This window comes from Amycolatopsis sp. NPDC059027 (assembly GCF_042739735.1).
Classification (GTDB): Bacteria; Actinomycetota; Actinomycetes; order Mycobacteriales; family Pseudonocardiaceae; genus Amycolatopsis.
In genome coordinates this window covers 55,231-72,228 of record NZ_JBHYIK010000019.1, presented here as the reverse complement: position 1 = coordinate 72,228, position 16,998 = coordinate 55,231, and the positions used below count along the sequence as shown (strand labels likewise).

The 16,998-nt window shown below is 69.3% G+C and carries 13 protein-coding genes; 9 read left to right on the top strand and 4 right to left on the bottom strand.

Annotated elements, in window-relative coordinates; translation table 11 throughout:
* Positions 1-14: 14 nt before the first annotated feature.
* Positions 15-1,355, bottom strand: a complete 1,341-nt coding sequence (locus ACFWY9_RS15640) for a lysine N(6)-hydroxylase/L-ornithine N(5)-oxygenase family protein (RefSeq protein ID WP_378339132.1) — start codon at positions 1,353-1,355, stop codon at positions 15-17.
* A gap of 134 nt (positions 1,356-1,489) precedes the next feature.
* Between ACFWY9_RS15640 and ACFWY9_RS15635 the strand changes: the two genes are divergently transcribed.
* The 6 genes from ACFWY9_RS15635 (at position 1,490) to ACFWY9_RS15610 (ending at position 9,385) form a co-directional block, all read left to right on the top strand.
* Positions 1,490-2,437 carry a methionyl-tRNA formyltransferase gene (locus ACFWY9_RS15635; protein ID WP_378322641.1) on the top strand — a complete coding sequence of 316 codons (948 nt, stop codon included), beginning with the start codon at positions 1,490-1,492 and terminating at the stop codon, positions 2,435-2,437.
* Between the two features lie 67 nt (positions 2,438-2,504).
* Positions 2,505-4,595, top strand: a complete 2,091-nt coding sequence (locus ACFWY9_RS15630) for an alpha-galactosidase (RefSeq protein WP_378339131.1) — start codon at positions 2,505-2,507, stop codon at positions 4,593-4,595.
* 121 nt (positions 4,596-4,716) lie between these two features.
* Positions 4,717-5,988, top strand: coding sequence for an extracellular solute-binding protein (locus ACFWY9_RS15625; protein WP_378339130.1), 1,272 nt, complete (start codon positions 4,717-4,719; stop codon positions 5,986-5,988).
* Between the two features lie 7 nt (positions 5,989-5,995).
* Positions 5,996-6,934: a carbohydrate ABC transporter permease gene (locus tag ACFWY9_RS15620; protein WP_378339129.1), complete on the top strand. Its 939-nt coding sequence runs from the start codon at positions 5,996-5,998 to the stop codon at positions 6,932-6,934.
* Positions 6,931-7,755, top strand: coding sequence for a carbohydrate ABC transporter permease (locus ACFWY9_RS15615; protein WP_378322636.1), 825 nt, complete (start codon positions 6,931-6,933; stop codon positions 7,753-7,755). The genes ACFWY9_RS15620 and ACFWY9_RS15615 overlap by 4 nt, the downstream gene beginning before the upstream one ends.
* Positions 7,756-7,798: 43 nt before the next feature.
* Positions 7,799-9,385: a hypothetical protein gene (locus ACFWY9_RS15610; protein ID WP_378339128.1), complete on the top strand. Its 1,587-nt coding sequence runs from the start codon at positions 7,799-7,801 to the stop codon at positions 9,383-9,385.
* Between the two features lie 3 nt (positions 9,386-9,388).
* On the opposite strand, the gene ACFWY9_RS15605 is transcribed toward ACFWY9_RS15610, so the two are convergent.
* The gene (locus ACFWY9_RS15605; RefSeq protein WP_378339127.1) at positions 9,389-11,026 is read right to left on the bottom strand and encodes an ABC-F family ATP-binding cassette domain-containing protein; all 1,638 of its coding nucleotides are present in this window, start codon (positions 11,024-11,026) and stop codon (positions 9,389-9,391) included.
* A 157-nt stretch (positions 11,027-11,183) separates the two neighbouring features.
* Between ACFWY9_RS15605 and ACFWY9_RS15600 the strand changes: the two genes are divergently transcribed.
* Both ACFWY9_RS15600 and ACFWY9_RS15595 read left to right on the top strand, forming a co-directional pair.
* Positions 11,184-12,050, top strand: coding sequence for a PaaX family transcriptional regulator C-terminal domain-containing protein (locus ACFWY9_RS15600; protein WP_378322633.1), 867 nt, complete (start codon positions 11,184-11,186; stop codon positions 12,048-12,050).
* Positions 12,051-12,052: 2 nt separating this feature from the next.
* Positions 12,053-12,838, top strand: a complete 786-nt coding sequence (locus ACFWY9_RS15595) for an enoyl-CoA hydratase/isomerase family protein (protein ID WP_378339126.1) — start codon at positions 12,053-12,055, stop codon at positions 12,836-12,838.
* Between the two features lie 51 nt (positions 12,839-12,889).
* Here the strand turns inward: ACFWY9_RS15595 and ACFWY9_RS15590 are convergent, their stop codons facing one another.
* Complete coding sequence (locus ACFWY9_RS15590) at positions 12,890-13,858, bottom strand: oxygenase MpaB family protein (protein WP_378339125.1); 969 nt, start codon at positions 13,856-13,858, stop codon at positions 12,890-12,892.
* 14 nt (positions 13,859-13,872) lie between these two features.
* Entirely contained in the window at positions 13,873-14,496 is a 624-nt protein-coding gene (locus ACFWY9_RS15585; protein WP_378322630.1) for a TetR/AcrR family transcriptional regulator, read from the bottom strand.
* A gap of 148 nt (positions 14,497-14,644) precedes the next feature.
* Between ACFWY9_RS15585 and ACFWY9_RS15580 the strand changes: the two genes are divergently transcribed.
* On the top strand, positions 14,645-16,900 hold the full coding sequence (locus ACFWY9_RS15580) for a glycosyl hydrolase family 18 protein (protein ID WP_378339124.1): 2,256 nt from the start codon (positions 14,645-14,647) through the stop codon (positions 16,898-16,900).
* Positions 16,901-16,998 lie beyond the last annotated feature (98 nt).

Genomic DNA, 16,998 nt, shown 5'->3' with positions numbered 1-16,998 from the left:
AACAGGGAACGGACCTAGCGGGAAACGCTTACCGCGTACTCGGCAGGCGGCACCGCTGCCGCCCTGCGGTCCACAATGGACCGCAGGATCTCGCCGACCCGGACCGCGGTGTTCGACAGCAGTGAGGACGTGATCCCGTGCGTGTGCTCGGTCCCGCCCTGAAGGTAGACACCGCCGCGTGGCGCGGGGTCGAGTTCGATCCGGTAGTCCCGCTCGATCCGCAGCCTGCCCCGGTCGTCGCGGCGGCAGCCCGCCGCGAGCTCGCCGAGCAGCGGTGTCGGGTCCGCGGGCAGGTAGCCGGTGGAATAGACCACCGCGTCGGCCTCCAGCACGGTCCGCTCGCCGGTGGTCAGCGACTCCACGGTCACCAGCACGCCCGATCCGGTGTCGGTCACGTCGACCGGGCACGAGACGTTGAGCATGCGCAGCCGCTCGACGCCGAGGACCTTTTCCCGGTACATCCGCCGGTACAGCTCGTCGATGAGGTCGAGGTCGACCGCGGAGTAGTTGGTGGCGCCGTGGTAACGCATCAGGCGTTCCTTGACCGGTTCGTCCGCACGGTAGAACTGGTCGACCGCTTCCGGGTCGAAGATCCGGTTCGCGAACGAGCTGTCGTCGGCGGGGCTGTAGCCGTACCGCGCGAAGACCGCGCACACCTCGGCGTCACCGAATTCGTCGTGCAGCAGCGCCACGACCTCGGCGGCACTCTGCCCCGCGCCGACCACCACGAACCGGCGCGGATCGGTGCCGCGCAACGCCTCGACCCGGTGCAGCAACTCGCTGTTGTGCCAGACCCGCTCCCCCGCGCTCACGCCCTCAGGCAGGTTGGGCCGCAAACCCGTGCCCAGCACCAGGTTTCGCGCCCGCAGCTCCACCGGCTCGCCGTCGGCGACGGCTTCGACGTCGAAATAGACGATTTCCCCGTCCTCGAAAACCGGCCGCACCGAACGTACCTCGGTGCCGTAGGAGACGACGTCGTCGACCTTCGCCGCGGCCCACTCGAAGTAGTCGTGGAACTCGACGCGCAGCGGGAACAGGTTCTTGTGGTTGATGAAATCGATCAGCCTGCCCTTGCCGTGCAAGTAGTTCAGGAAGCTGAACTCGCTGGTGGGATTCCGCATCGTGGCGAGGTCCTTGAGGAACGAGACCTGCATCGTCGCGGTGTCGATCAGCATGCCGCGGTGCCAGCCGAAGCGCGGTTGGCGTTCCAGGAAGTGCGCGGTCACCGTGCCCGCGTCCCCCGGCGCGGCGTTGTGCTCGGCCAGCGCGATCGCGAGCGCCAGGTTCGAGGGTCCGAAGCCCACCCCCACGACGTCGTAGACCGGAATCCGCTCACCGGCTCCTGCTGGTGCCATGTTGGTCCCCTAGCGCGGCACTGCCGCATCTCGTTCCACCGACGCAAAGCTCAGGAAACCCTAACCTAACTTAGGACAGCCTCAACTAGTACCTTGGTGGTGATATTCATCCCTCGACCCCGAAAGGGCAGCTCATGCGCGTGGCCATGTTCGGCTACCAGACCTGGGGACACCGCACCCTCAAGGCGCTGATCGACGGCGGCCACGAGGTCGCGCTCGTGGTCACCCACCCGAAGAGCGACCACGCCTACGAAAGGATCTGGTCGGATTCGGTGGCCGAACTCGCCGGGGAGAACGGCATCCGCGCGCTGCTGCGCACCCGCCCCGACGACGCGGAACTGCTCGCCGAGCTCAAGGAAGCCGACCTCGACCTGATCGTCGCCAACAACTGGCGTACTTGGCTGCCGCCGGAGATCTTCGCGCTGCCGCGGCACGGCACGCTCAACGTGCACGACTCCCTGCTGCCCGCCTACGCCGGATTTTCGCCGCTCATCTGGGCGCTCATCAACGGCGAGCCCGAGGTCGGCGTGACCGCCCACATGATGGACGGCGAACTCGACGCCGGGGACATCGTCCTGCAGCGGGCCGTCCCGGTCGGGCCGTCCGACACGACCACCGACCTGTTCCACCGCACGGTCGACCTCATCGAGCCGATCGTCATCGAGGCGCTGACGCTCATCGAGTCCGGGAACGTAGTGCCCGTGCCGCAGGACCGGTCGAAGGCGAGCTTCTTCCACAAGCGCGCTCCGCGCGACAGCCGCATCGACTGGACCTGGCCCGCCGAGGACATCGAACGGCTCGTGCGCGCGCAGTCCGATCCTTACCCGAACGCGTTCACCTACCACCGCGGCGAGCGGCTGCGGATCGTCAAGGCGTCCGTTTCGCGAGGCCACTACGGCGGGACGCCGGGCCGGATCTTCATCAAGGAGGGTGACGGTGTCGTCATCGTCGCCGGCCCCGAGGCACGACGCGGGCAGTCGCCCGGCCTGGTCGTCGAACGGGTCCGGACGGCAGGCGACGTCGAGCTGACGGCGGACGAGTACTTCACCACCATGGGTGGTTATCTGACCGATCGGCCCTGAACGCCGCTGCCCCGATGACCGGGACGGGGGATGACCGCGGCCGGGTGAGCGCGCAAGGATCGCTGACATGATCGAGTGCGACGAGGGCACGCGGACCTGGGTGCTCCGGACCGCGGCCACGTCCTACGCCCTGCGGCTGACCGACGAGGACGTCCCGCGGCACGTCTACTGGGGCCCGGCGCTGACGCTCGCGCAGATCGCCGGGCTCGGCACCGGGTCACGGCCGTGGTGGGACGGGTTCAACGACCCGGACGAGGGCCTCGACGAACTCGCGGCCGACGGGGGTACCCGGTACTGGCCCCCGGCGCTGCAGATCCGTTTCACCGAGCACACCCGCTCGGTGGAATGGCAGTACACCGGATACACGATCGACGCGCCGCACCTGCGGCTCGAGTTCCGCGACCGGCACTATCCGCTGCGGTTCACGCTCCACTACCGGATCGCACGCGGCACCGACGTCGTCGAGCGCTGGCTCGAACTCGGCAACGACGGGGACGAGGTCGAGGTGGTCCGCGCCGATTCGGCGTCCTGGGTGCTGCCGCGGTGGCCCGGGTACCGGCTCAGTCACGTCACCGGCCGATGGGCGGGCGAGTGCGCCCTGCGACGGGATCCGTTGGCGCACGGGGAAACCGTGGCCGCCAGCAGGCGCGGGATCACCAGCCACCACGCGAATCCGTGGGTCATGCTCGACGACGGCACCGCGACCGAGCGCCATGGCGAGGTCTACGGCGCGGCGCTGGCGTGGAGCGGGTCGTGGCGGATCACGACGACTCGCGCCTCGACCGGCCGCGTCACCGTCAGCGGCGGCTTCGGGCAGGACGGCGTCAGTCATCGGCTCGGCCCCGGTGATCGGCTGACGACCCCGGTGTTCGCCGGCCTCTACACCCGCGGCGGATTCGGCGGGGCGAGCCGGGAGTGGCATCGCTACGTCCTCGGCCACGTCCTGCCGCATCCCGGCGAAACGCGTCCGGTGCTCTACAACTCTTGGGAGGCAACGGGTTTCGACGTCGACGTCGCCGGGCAGAGCGCGCTGGCCGAGCAGGCCGCGGCGCTCGGCGCCGAGCTGTTCGTGCTGGACGACGGCTGGTTCGGCGAACGGACCGGGGACCACGCGGGGCTGGGCGACTGGCACGTCAACCGAAAGCGCTTTCCCGACGGCCTCGGCCCGCTCGTCGACCACGTGCACCGGCTGGGGATGAAGTTCGGCCTGTGGGTCGAGCCCGAGATGGTCAACCCGGACAGCGACCTCTACCGCGCGCATCCGGACTGGGTCCTGCACCAGCCGCACCGGCGGCGTTCGGAGCTGCGCAACCAGCTGGTCCTGAACTTCGCCAGGCCCGACGTCGCCGCGTGGGCGCACGAGTGGCTCGACACGCTGGTCACCGAGCACCGGATCGACTTCCTGAAGTGGGATATGAACCGTCCGTTCAGCGAGGCGGGCTGGCCGGGCGAAGCCGATCCGGACCGGTTGTGGGTCGAGCACACGCGCGCGGTGTACGCGGTGATGGACCGGCTCCGCGCCGGCCATCCCGCGCTGCGGATCGAGGCGTGCGGTGGCGGCGGGGGCAGGACCGATCTCGGCATGCTGGCCCGTGCGGACCAGGTCTGGCCGTCCGACAACACCGACGCCCTCGACCGGCTGGACATCCACCACGGGTTCGGGCAGGTGTATCCGGCGCGGACGATGTCGGCCTGGGTCACCGACGTCCCCGGCTTCGGCACCCGCCGGTCCATCCCGCTGCGTTTTCGCTTCCACGTCGCGATGTCCGGAGTGCTCGGAATCGGCGGCGACATCGGGAAGTGGCCGGAGGAGGATCTCGCGTTCGCTCGCGAGCAAATCGCGCTGTACCGGGACATCCGCGAGGTGGTGCAGCACGGGCGCCTGTACCGGTTGCGTCCCGCCGACGACGGCGTCACCGCGCTTCAGTACGTCGCCGCCGACACAGCGCGAGCGGTCGTCTTCGCGTATCGGCCGCGCGGACGGTTTCCGGCACCCGAGGCACCGCTCCGGCTCGACGGGCTCGATCCCGCCGCCCACTACCGCGATCCGGACTCGGGCGACGAGCACAGCGGGGCCGTCCTGCTCTCGCACGGCTTGCCGCTCCGGCTCCCCGAAGGCGACTACGCGAGCACGGTGGTTCGGCTCAACCGAATCTGAAAGCTCCGACGTATCGGGGGCATTGAGCCGGTTTTGATGCTATCCGGCGGTTGACATCGCGCCAGAGGTCCGATCGAATGCGTCATATATCAGGTATCACACTGCGGGGAAGGCGGCTGCCATGAGAAGGTCCCTGGCGCTGGGAGTGGCGGCACTCCTGGCCGTGAGCGTGACCGCGTGCTCGGTCGGCACGAACACCGGAGGCGGCGCCGAAATCACCTTCCTGACCTTCGAAACGCCGAACCTCACTCCCGCTTACTGGGACGCCGCGATCAAACGCGTCACGGACAGGAACCCCGGCCTCCACGTCAGGAAACTCGTCGCCCCCACCGCGGACGGGCGGACGTCGTACGCGAAGCAGCTGCTGCAGTCCGGGCAGTTCCCGGACGTCATGATCGCCGTCGACTCGGCCGGTTTCGCCGAAGCCGGGAATCTGTACGCGTGGAAACCCGAAGAGCTCAAGGATTTCCAGTTCCCCGAGGCGAACCCGGTGCGCGGCGGGTACTACCAGCTGCCCGCGAACACGCAGACCATACCGCCGATCTACTACAACAAGAAGCTGTTCGCCGAAGCCGGAATCGCCGTGCCGCCGAAGACCTGGGACGAACTCGTCGCCGACGCCGGGAAACTCAAGGCCAAGGGCAGCACGCCGTTCACGATCGGCGGTGGCAAGGACGGTTTCCCGTCGTCGATGATCCTTTCCGGGCTCGTCAGCACCGAGGTCTACGGCACGACCCCGGACTGGCTGACCCAGCGCCGCGCGGGCAAGGTCAAGTTCGCCGATTCCGTTTTCCAGCAGGCCTTCGGCAGGCTCGCCGAACTCGCCGCGCGCGATTATCTCGACAAGACCAGCGTTTCCCGCGACTACGCCGCCACCGAGCAGGCCTTCCTCGACGGCAAGAGCGCGATGTACCCGATGGGTAACTGGTTCGCCGCGAACGCCGACGCCAAGAAGCACGACTTCGACATCGGCGTCTTCGATTTCCCTGCCGTGGAAGGAAAACGCGTCGTTCCCGCGTACACCGGCGGCGGCATGATCGTGAACGCGAAGGCCGCGAACCTCGACGCCGCCAAGAAGTTCGCCCTCGGTTTCCAGCTCGACAAGGGCCAGCTCGACGCGTCGGTCAAGGCCGATGGTCTCTTCCCGGCTGTCAAGGGCTATCAGCCTCCCGCCGACGTCGGACCGACTTTCAAGGCGGGCTACGAGCTGTACCAGCGAGCGGTGCAGGAGAACGCCGTGGTGCACGCGTTCCGCTGGGAAACCGCCGACGACGGGCTGTTGCCGGGGATGAAGGACAAAGTGGACCAGGCCGCCCAGGACGTCATCACCGGCCGGAAAACCGTCCCGGAGGCCTGTGCCTTCCTGGACACCGAATGGGCGAAGGCGGGCTGAGCCGGGCATGGCTACGGATCTCGCGGCGGCGCCGGTGGGAGAACGCTTTCCCGCACGCCACCGGCGTAAGCCGATTTCGGGACGGCTCTGGCATTTCACGTCGTTCGGCGCACCCGGTGTGCTCGTTTACGCGTGTTTCGTGCTGGCGCCGATCGTGATCAGCTTCGGCTACAGCCTGACCAACTACAACCCGTTCAACCCGCCCGTGAAATTCGTCGGTTTCGAGAACTACGCGATGTTGTTCGCGGACGAGCAGTGCCGCACCGCGCTCGGCGTCACGACGGTGCTCACGCTGATCGTCGTGATCGTGCCCAATGTGCTCGGTCTCGGCGTCGCGCTGCTGCTGGACAGGAAAGGCTGGCTGTACAACGCTTTGCGCAGCGTGTTCTTCACTCCGGTGGTGCTCAGTTCGGTGGTGGTGAGCATCGTGTGGTCGCGGCTGCTCGACGACCAGGGACCGCTGAACTCCGCGTTGCGCGCGCTCGGCGTCGAGCATCCGCCGGGCTGGCTGTCCGATCCGGACCTCGCGCTGTACTCGGTCGCCTCGATCGTGTGCTGGCAGCTGCTCGGCTTCTGCGTCGTCGTGTATTTGGCGGGGCTGCAAGGGGTTCCGGCGGAGCTGCTCGAGGCCGCGGAGATCGACGGCGCCGGACCGGTGCGGCGGTTCCGCGCGGTGACCTGGCCGCTGCTCGCGCCGTCGCTGACCATCAACACCGTCGTGCTGCTGATCTCGGCCTTCAAGACCTACGACTACGTCAAGGTGATCACCAACGGCGGACCGGGCTCCGGCGCGACCGCGACGATCGCCTTCGACGTGCTGCAGACCGGGTTCGACGCCAACCACATCGGCTACGCCTCGGCGATGGCGGTGCTGATGCTGGTGATCGTCGCCGCGCTCACCACGGTCGTGCTGCACTTCCTGCGACGCCGGGAAGTGGACCTGTGAAGCGCCTTTCGTGGCCGCGTCCGGTGATCGCGGTCGTCGTCGCGGCGGCGTTCGCCGTCCCGCTGTACCTCGTGCTGGCGAACGTGTTCAAGCGCGGCGAGGCCATCGCGCGGGAACCGGCGTCGCTCCCGCTGCCGCCGACGCTCGCGAACATCCACGCGGTGCTGACGCGCCCGGACGGGCTGTTCTGGGTGAGCCTCACCAACTCCGTCGTCGTGACCGTGCTGTCGATCCTCGTGCTCACCGTGCTGTCGGCCATGCTCGGGCATTACCTCGCGCGGTCGGCGAAACGCTGGACGAGGGTACTCACCCTGGTGCTGCTGGCCGGGCTGATGATCCCGCCGCAGGTCATCCTCATCCCGATCACCGACGTCCTGCGTGTCACCGGCCTCATGGCGACCGTGCCGGGGCTGGTGCTGTTCAACGTCGGCTATTACGTGCCGTTCGGCGTGTTCGTGTTCAGCGGGTTCATCCGCGGCGTCCCGATCGAGCTCGAAGAGGCCGCCAGGCTCGACGGCGCGAACCGGATGCAGGTGTTCTGGCGCGTCGTGTTTCCCTTGCTGCGCCCGGCGACCGCGAGCGTGCTGATCTTCCTCGGGGTCTGGATCTGGAACGACTTCATCGATCCGCTGATCATCCTCGGCCCTGGCCAGGGCACCACGATCACGACCGGGATCTACCGGTCGATCGGGCAGTACCAGGCCGATCTCGGCAGCGTGTTCGCGCTGATGTTCCTGGCGACGCTGCCCGTGCTGATCTTCTACCTGGCGCTGCAGAAGCAGTTCGTCAAGGGCCTCACCGGAGGAGCCACCAAGGGCTGACAGGTGCTGTGAGAACATCCGGCGAGCCGACGGATGGGGGCCTGTGGTGGAGCTGAGTCCGGCCGAGGATCGGGTGCTGCGGGCGTTCGCCCGCGGCGCGGAGGCCGATTTCCGGGAGGATTCCGACGACGGCGCTTCGTGGGGACCCGAGCGGACGGTCCGGGCCGAATTCCTGCGATGGTTGCTGCTCACCGGCAAAGCCGAGGACGGCGTGGTCCCGGCACTGCGCGTGGCGGGCGCGCGGATCAGCGGCAAGCTGGACCTGGCAGGCGCGGACGTCCCCTGCCCGGTCCGGTTCCACGCCTGCCACTTCGACCAGTTGCTCGACGTCGAGGCGGCGAGGACCCGCCAGCTCGACCTCAACGCGTCGGTACTGCCAGGCCTTCGCGGCGCGAGAGTCCGTATGGCGGGTGCTCTCCACCTGACCGCCTGCCGGGTCACCGGGGATGTCCGCTTGGCGGGCGCGCGCATCGCGGGTCCGCTCCTGGCCGAACACGCCCGCCTCGAAGCGACCGAGGGCCGAGCCTTGCGGCTGGACACCGCGCACATCGAGAACGACCTCTGGGCGCCCGGCCTGAAGGCCATCGGGCCGGTGACCATGGAGGGGGCGGCCATCGACGGAGCGCTGAACCTGCGTGACGCCGAACTGAGCAGCCCGGGCGACGTCTGCCTCGACGGCACCAACCTCGGCGTGGGGTCCGGCGTGCTCGCGTCACGACTGGCCACCGTGGGCGAGGTCCGGCTGACCGGTGCCCGCGTCGGCGGCACCCTCGACATCACCGAGGCAACGCTGACTTCCGCCGGGGGCAAGGCATTGCGGGCCGACAATGTCGTCGTCGGCGCCGATCTGCGGGCGACGCGGGTGTCCGCGCGAGGGTGCGTCGACCTGCGCGGCGGGAAGATCACCGGCAGGCTCGACCTCGCGCACGCCGAGCTGTCGAACGACGACGGCGTCCTGGCCCTGCGGGTCAGCAGTGGCTCCGCCGCCGAATTGTCGCTGCGCGAGGCGAAGCCGATCCGCGGGCTGGTCAGCCTGCAGAACGCGCGGTTCGACCTGCTCACCGCGCCCCCCGAGGTCTGGCCAGAAGTGGTGAAGCTCAACGGTCTCCGGTACGGCGCCCTCGCGCCCCACCTGCCCGCGCGAGAACGGCTGCCTCTGCTGAAACGCAACGAAGACGGCTTCGTCCCGGAGAGCTACACGCAACTCGCTGCCGCATACAGCAGCGTCGGCGATGACGTCTCGGCCCGCGAAGTCGGCTTGGCCAGGCAGCGACACCAGCGCGGCACCCGGCCGCGGTACGCGAGGATCTGGGGCTATCTGCAGGACGTCACGGTCGGGTACGGCTACCGGCCGCTCCGCGCGGCGGCCTGGCTCGCCCTGCTCCTCGCCGTCGGCACGCTCGTGTTCGGCTTCCACCACCCGCCCGCGCTGGACGCCGGCAAGGCGCCGGTCTTCAACCCCTTCGTCTACACGCTCGACCTCCTGCTGCCGATCGTGGACTTCGGCCAGGCGAAGGCGGTCAACCCGCACGGCGGCTACCAGTGGCTGTCCTACGCGCTCGTCGCCGCCGGTTGGCTGCTCGCCACCACGGTCGTCGCCGGGATCACCCGCACCATCAACCGCCGGTAGCGCTCAGACCTCGGTGACCTTGCCGTCGGTGACTTCGAGGCGGCGGGTGACGTGGACGGCGTCGAGCATCCGGCGGTCGTGGGTCACCAGGAGCAGCGTGCCGGGGTAATGGTCCAGCGCCGCCTCGAGCTGTTCGATCGCGGGCAGGTCGAGATGGTTCGTCGGCTCGTCCAGCACGAGCAGGTTGACCCCGCGCGCTTGCAGCAGCGCCAGCGCCGCCCGTGTCCGTTCCCCCGGCGACAACGTCGCGGCCGGGCGCAGCACGTGCGCCGCCTTCAGGCCGAATTTCGCCAGCAGCGTCCGGACTTCGGCGTCGGCGAACTCGGGAACCTCGCGGGCGAACGCCTCGGCGAGCGGGTGCTCGCCCAGGAACAGCCGCCGTGCCTGGTCGACCTCACCGACGACGACGCCGGGCCCGAGCGCGGCACTCCCCTCGTCCAGCGGGACCCTGCCGAGCAGCGCGCCCAGCAGCGTCGACTTGCCCGCGCCGTTCGCGCCGGTGACCGCGACCTTGTCCGCCCAGTCGATCTGCAGGTCCACCGGGCCGAGCGTGAACGGGCCCCGCCGCACGACGGCGCCGCGCAGGGTCGCCACCACCGCGCCGGCCCGGGGTGCCGCGGCGATCTCCATCCGCAGTTCCCATTCCTTGCGTGGTTCCTCGACGACGTCCAGCCGCTCGATCATGCGGTCCGTCTGCCTTGCCTTCGACGCCTGCTTTTCCGTGGCCTCGGCACGGAACTTCCGGGCGTTCTTGTCGTTGTCGGGGGATTTGCGACGGGCGTTCTTGACGCCCTTCTCCATCCACGCGCGCTGCATCCGGCCCCGCGCTTCGAGCGCCGCCCGGGTACTGGCGTACTCCTCGTAGTCCTCACGCGCGTGCCGCCGGGCGACCTCGCGCTCCTCCAGATAGGCCTCGTACCCGCCGCCATACGCCCGCACCTGCCGCTGCGCGAGGTCCAGTTCGACGACCCGATCCACCGTGCGTGCGAGGAATTCCCGGTCGTGGCTCACCAGCACGGTGCCCGCCCGCAGCCCGGTCACGAACCGCTCGAGCCGCGCGAGCCCGTCGAGGTCGAGGTCGTTGGTCGGCTCGTCGAGCAGGAAGATGTCGTACCGGCTCAGCAGCAGCGAGGCCAGCCCCGCCCGCGCCGCCTGCCCACCCGACAACGACACCATCGGCTGTTCCAGGTCCACCGCGAGGCCCAGTTCCGCGGCTACCTCGCCGGCGCGGTCGTCCAGATCGGCACCGCCCAGCGCCAGCCAGCGGTCCAGCGCGACGGCGTACCGCTCGTCCGCGCCGGCGACGTCCTCGGTCAACGCCTCCGTAGCGACATCCAGCTCCGCCTGCGCGGCGGCGACACCGGTGCGGCGGGCCAGGAAGGCGCGGACCGACTCGCCAGGTCGCCGCTCGGGTTCCTGCGGCAGGTGGCCGACGGTCGCGGTCGGCGGATTGAGCCGGATTTCCCCTTCCTCGGGGCGGTTCAGCCCGGCCAGCGTCCGCAGCAGCGTCGACTTCCCGGCACCGTTCACTCCGACGAGACCGACGACGTCGCCCGGCGCGACGACCAGGTCGAGGCCCGAGAACAACGTCCGGTCACCGTGGGCGGCGGCGAGATCCTTCGCGACGAGTGTGGCGCTCATGAGGCATCCGAGTCTAGGAGAAGCACTGTCCCGGCTCCGACCCGCATCGATCAACACTCCATGCGGAGTAGTCTTCCGATCACTCTTCGTCGGTAACCTGATCGGGTTTCCGAATTCGCGCCAGCACGACCCGAGCAGTGAGGTCGGTGAACCAACGATGGCGGAGCCACGCACCACCGCGGCCCGGCCGAAAGTCAGCAGACGCCGCGAAGTCAGCCACACCAGTGCCCGGTCGCTCCTGATGACCGTGCTCGGCGAGTACGCGCTCCCCCGCGGCACGCCGGTCTGGACGTCGATGCTGGTCGACGTGCTCGGGTTCCTGGGTGTCGAAGAGAAATCCGCGCGGCAGGCGCTGGCCCGCTCCGCCGCCGAGGGCTGGATCGTTTCCGAACGGCTGGGCCGTCGCGTGCGATGGTCGCTGACCCCGCCGGGACGCCGCCTGCTCACCGAGGCCGCGGAGCGTGTCTACGCCTTCGGCCGGGACAGGCCGCCGTGGGACGGCCGCTGGCTGATCCTGCTGATCTCGGTGCCGGAGGCGAAACGGGATCTCCGCCATCGGCTGCGCACCCGGCTCACCTGGGCGGGCTTCGGCTCGCCGGTGGCCGGGGTGTGGATCAGCGCGGATCCCGGGCGGCAGGAAGAGGCCGACCGCATCCTCGCCGACCTCGGCCTGAGCACGCAGGCGCTGTCGTTCATCGCGGCGTACGGCGAGATCGGCGAGCAGGAGGCCATGGTCACGCAGTCGTGGGACCTCACCGACCTGGAAGAGCGTTACGAACAGTTCGTCGGCCGGTTCGGCGACCTGCGCCCGTCCGGCGGCCGCGCCGTGCTGCGCGCCCAGACCGAGCTCGTGCACGAGTGGCGCCGGTTCCCCTACCTCGATCCGCGCCTGCCCGCCGAGCTGCTGCCGACCCGATGGTGCGGGGCGCAGGCCGCCGATCTGTTCCATCACAAACACGTCGACTGGCGCCCGGACGCCCAGCACTATTGGGACGTCCTCCTGGAAGCCGAAGAAACAGGGTGAGCATGGCTGACAACGCACTGGTCCGGCTCGACCGCGACGGCGGCCTCGCCGTGGTCACCATCGACGCACCGCCGTTGAACCTCTACACCGCCGAGCTGCACGACCAGTTCGTCGACGCCGTCGCGCAGCTGGAGGCCGCACCGGCCCGCGCATTGCTGATCCGGGCGGAGGGCAAGATCGTCAGCGGCGGCGTCGACGTCTCCCTGTTCGACGCGCAGGACTCGGCCGCCGAGGCGAAGGTGCTCTTCGACCGGATGCTCACGCTGCCCGACCGCATCGCGGCGCTGGAGTTCCCGACCGTCTTCGCCGCGCACGCCCTGTGCCTCACCTGGGCCTTCGAGGTCGCCGTCGCCTGCGACCTCATCCTCGCCTCCGAGCGCGCGAAGTTCGGGCTCGTCGAGAAGGTCGTCGGCCTGACCCCGACCATGGGCGGCACGCAGCGGCTCGCGGAACGCGCCGGGGCCGGCCGGGCCAAGGAGTTCGTCTTCACCGGCGACACCTACGACGCGGCCACCCTCGAACGCTGGAACGTCGTCAACCGCGTGCTCCCCGCCGAAGGCTTCGACGCAGCGGCGCGCGCCTTCGCCACCCGGCTCGCCGACGGGCCGACCCGCGCCCACGCCGCCACCAAGCGAATTCTCGGGCATTTCGCCCACGGCGGGGTGCCGGAGGCGAACGCCCACGTCACGACGATCGCGGCCGAGTTGTACGAGACCGAGGATCTGCGGAACGCGGTCAAGTCGTTCCTCGCCGACGGCCCCGGCAAGGCCACCTTCACCGGCCGCTGAACCCGGCCGCCAGCCTGCGTGCCCCGGCGAGAGCACAGAGCGTCGGCCTCGTTACCCGGCGGACCTCTCGGCTCGCGCGCCCTGCCGCCCGTACAGTTCCCGCGCCCGCGACGGACTGAGGACCTCGTCCCGCAGCGGTGGCGGACCGGCGAGCGCCTGCTGCCAGACCGGTCGCACCGACGGTGCGATGCGATCGACCATGGCGAGTCGCCGCTTCAACGGCGTCGCGGCGCGCACGACGGCCCGGCCCGTCGGCAGCGCCATGGCGTCAAGGGCGGCGGGCTGGTCGAATCCGCCGAGACGGCGCATCCACCGCGGGATGGTGGCCACCGTCGCGACGGTCAGCGCCCTCGTCGCGGGCCAGAACAACGGCTCGCCCTTCTGCCGCGGCGGATGCAGGAAATGCTCGATGAGCCCGGCGGCGCGTTCGGACATACAGAGCCGTTTCCGGGTGTCCGCGTAGTAGTCCCGGACATCGGCGCGGCTGCGGGGTACCTTCGCCGGATCGCACGTCTGCAGTTCCGCCGCGGTGACACAGTCCGCCCAGTACCGTTCTTCGTCCTCTGTGGACAGACGACCCGGTCCGTACCGTTCGTAGCAGTGGAGGTTCGACTGCCATCCGGTGATGTGGATCCACAGCTGGCTGTCGGGGTTGTTGGCGCTGTAGCGGCGCCCGCTGATCGGCTCGATGCCGGTGGCGCGGGCATGGACCTTCGTCAGCAGCTCCGAGGACTCGATCGCCGCGCGGCTGTCACCGATCGCCACGATCGTGAAGTACGTCAACGTGCTGTCGAGCCGTCCACGCAGGTCGTAGCGGACGCCGTTGGAGTCGTCGACCGCCGCGGTCAGGAACGGATCGAAGCTCTCCACGACGATCGACCGCAGGAACGCGATCAACGCCGTCGGATTGGTCCATACCCGCCAGGTCGGCGAGTCCGGGCCGAAGAGCCCGTGATCCTCACGCGGCCGGTCCGCGTCGAACGGCCAGCCGTGACCGGCCAGCATCCGGGATTGGTTCACGATCGTCCTCCTCGTTATGCGTCGCGGAAGGCGCGGTAGACGGCACCGCCGACGAAAGCGCCGAGTTCGGCAGGGGACCACGCGGCCCCCTCACGCAGGAGCGAACGGACCGCCCCCTCGCTCGCGGACATGAAATGCTCGACCAGCACCGGCAGCTTGCGGTCGGCGTCACGGGTCCCCCACTGCTTCAGCGTCGGCCGCAGCAGCCGGGTGACGTGCTCGGCGACCACCGCGCGGCCGCGCCCGAACAGGTCGGCGACCGCGGGATCCGGGTCGGCGTCGAACACGATCCGCCAGGAGTCCGGACGTTTGGCGACCGTCTCCAGCAGCGCCTGGAAACCGTGGGTGAACACGCTTTCATCCGCGTCGGCGCGCCCGTGCGGCAACGCGGCGAGCGCGTCGTTGAGCAGGTATTCCTCCTCACGCCGCAACAACTCCCGCAGCAGTTCGACGCGATCGGCGAAACACGCGTAAACCACCGGGCGGGTCACCCCCACCCGGTCGGCCACCGCGCCGATCGTCACCGCGGCGACCCCCTGGTCCACCGCGATGGCCAGCGCGGCGTCCAGCACCTGCGGCCGTCGCCGCTCCGGCCCGAGATGCCTCGCCCGGGACCGCGCACCCGTTCCTTCACTCATGCCGGAAAACGCTACACCAATGTAGGAACGCTGGCCAGGGTGACGGTTGGGCCAATTTGGTCTAGACCTTCCGGAACAGCGGGGTTACATTGTTCTGTGGTCTAGACCACACAGGGTCACCTTCCCTCCGTCTCACTGGGAGAACCGCATGAGACGCACTCCCCCTCGGTTACGCTCCGCACTCGCCGCGGCACTGCTCGCACTGGGCGGCGTCGCGGCGGCCGCCGCCCCCGCCCAGGCCGCCGGCCGCCTGACCGCGCAACTCGCGCTCGACGGCACGAACGGCTCCTACACCGTCAAGAACACCAGCAGCGCCGCCGTCAGCAACTGGTCGATCACCTTCCAGCTGCCCTCCGGGGTCACCGCCGGCACCGGCGAGAACGGCACCGTGACACAGTCGGGCAACCTCGTCACGCTCACGCCCGCGTACTACATCGCCACGCTGCAGCCGGGCGCTTCGACCTTCCCGTACAACCCGACCTTCCGTCTCAGCTCAGGGGTTCAACCCACGCAGTGCCGGATCGACGACGCCAACTGCGACGGCTCGCCGGACACCCCGCCCGCAGCGCCGGCGAACCTGTCCGTGGTCACGAAGACAACGACCACGGTCTCGCTGAGCTGGAGCGCCTCGGCCCCCGGCTCGCTCCCCGTCACGGGTTACGACGTCTACCAAGGCACGACGCTCGCCACCTCTGTCACCGGCACCAGCGCGACCATCAGCGGGCTGACGCCGAAGACGGCCTACACCTTCACCGTGGTCGCGAAGGACGGCAAGGGAACGAAATCCGCCGCCAGCGCACCCGCGTCGGTGACCACGAACGATCCGGCCGCCGACACCCAGCCACCGTCCACTCCGGGCAATGTCCGGTCGACCGGCGCCACCTCCAGCAGCGTCTCGCTGGCCTGGAACGCTTCGACCGACAACACCGGCGTCGTCGGCTACGACGTCTATCAGGGCAGCACCCTGGCCACGACCGTGACCACGACGTCGGCCACCGTGTCCGGCCTCGCACCGTCCACTTCGTACACCTTCACCGTGCGGGCGAAGGACGGCTACGACAACGTGTCCGCCCCGAGCACGCCCGTGACCGCGAAGACCGGGGACATCGTGTCCGGCTACGCCCGCGTCGGCTACTTCGTCCAATGGGGAATCTACGGCCGCCAGTACTTCGTCAAGAACCTCCAGACCACAGGCGCGGCGAACAAACTGACCCATCTGCTGTACGCGTTCGAGAACATCGACCCGGTCAACCTCACCTGCCTGTCCGGCGTCACGAAGGGCACCACCTCGAATCCGCAGGACCCGAACCAGGGCGACGGAGCGGGTGACGCCGAAGCCGACTACTCGCGGCCGTTCTCGGCCGACCAGTCCGTCGACGGTGTCGCCGACACCGGCTGGGAACCGTTGCGCGGCAACTTCAACCAGCTGAAAAAGCTCAAGAAGCTGCACCCCGACCTCAAGATCCTGGTGTCGCTGGGCGGCTGGACGTATTCGAAGTACTTCTCCGACGTGGCGGCCACCGACGCGTCGCGGAAGAAGTTCGTCAGCTCCTGCATCGACACGTGGATCAAGGGCAACATCGCGTCGTACGGCGGCGCGGGCGGGCCCGGCACCGCGGCCGGGATCTTCGACGGCATCGACATCGACTGGGAATGGCCGGCCAGCGGCGACGGTCACGCCGGAAACCACTGGAACGTCAACGACAAGCAGAACCTGACCGCGCTGCTGGCCGAGTTCCGCGCCCAGCTGGACGCCTTCGGCTCGACCAACGGAAAGCGTTACCAGCTGCACGCCTTCACCCCCGCCGACCCGGCGAAGGTGGCCTCGGGCTGGGAACTGCCGAAGGTGTTCAGCTCGCTCGACGTGGCCAACGTGCAGGGCTACGACTTCCACGGGTCCGGCAGTGACAACTCGTGGGAGCCGCTGCGCACCGGTCATCAGGGCAACCTGTACGTGGACGCCGAGGATCCGTACAAGTTCCACTTCAGCGTGGAGGGCGCGATCAAGGCGTACACGGACGCGGGCGTCGATCCGCGAAGACTCACCCTCGGGCTCGCCTTCTACGGGCGAGGCTGGCAGAGCGTGGCCGACGGCGGCAAACACGGCGCGTGGCAATCGGCCAACGGCGCCGCACCGGGTCAGTTCGCCGAGGAGGCGGGCACCCGCGGCTACGCGAACCTGGTCGCGAGCGTGCCCAACTGTACCGTCTACCACGCGGAACCGGCGATCGCGACGTACTGCTACACCGGGAACAACGGGCAGTGGTGGACCTTCGACGACGCGTGGTCCATCGGGAAGAAGATGGCCTGGCTGAAGTCCAAGGGACTCCTCGGCGTCATGGCCTGGGAGATGTCCGGCGACACCGGCGTGCTGATGAACGCCGTCGACGCGGGGCTCCGGTAGGCCCGGAATGAAAACGGGCCCGGGGGCCGGGGGGTTAACCCCGCCACCAGGCCCGGGTTAGGCCCGGGGGGGGAGACGGATTTTAAAACGGACCCCGC

Bases quoted from the DNA above. Each gene is read 5' to 3' on its own strand.
- ACFWY9_RS15640 (WP_378339132.1), bottom strand. From the start codon at position 1,355: ATGGCACCAGCAGGAGCCGGTGAGCGGATTCCGGTCTACGACGTCGTG.
- ACFWY9_RS15635 (WP_378322641.1), top strand. From the start codon at position 1,490: ATGCGCGTGGCCATGTTCGGCTACCAGACCTGGGGACACCGCACCCTC.
- ACFWY9_RS15630 (WP_378339131.1), top strand. From the start codon at position 2,505: ATGATCGAGTGCGACGAGGGCACGCGGACCTGGGTGCTCCGGACCGCG.
- ACFWY9_RS15625 (WP_378339130.1), top strand. From the start codon at position 4,717: ATGAGAAGGTCCCTGGCGCTGGGAGTGGCGGCACTCCTGGCCGTGAGC.
- ACFWY9_RS15620 (WP_378339129.1), top strand. From the start codon at position 5,996: ATGGCTACGGATCTCGCGGCGGCGCCGGTGGGAGAACGCTTTCCCGCA.
- ACFWY9_RS15605 (WP_378339127.1), bottom strand. From the start codon at position 11,026: ATGAGCGCCACACTCGTCGCGAAGGATCTCGCCGCCGCCCACGGTGAC.
- ACFWY9_RS15600 (WP_378322633.1), top strand. From the start codon at position 11,184: ATGGCGGAGCCACGCACCACCGCGGCCCGGCCGAAAGTCAGCAGACGC.
- ACFWY9_RS15595 (WP_378339126.1), top strand. From the start codon at position 12,053: ATGGCTGACAACGCACTGGTCCGGCTCGACCGCGACGGCGGCCTCGCC.
- ACFWY9_RS15585 (WP_378322630.1), bottom strand. From the start codon at position 14,496: ATGAGTGAAGGAACGGGTGCGCGGTCCCGGGCGAGGCATCTCGGGCCG.
- ACFWY9_RS15580 (WP_378339124.1), top strand. From the start codon at position 14,645: ATGAGACGCACTCCCCCTCGGTTACGCTCCGCACTCGCCGCGGCACTG.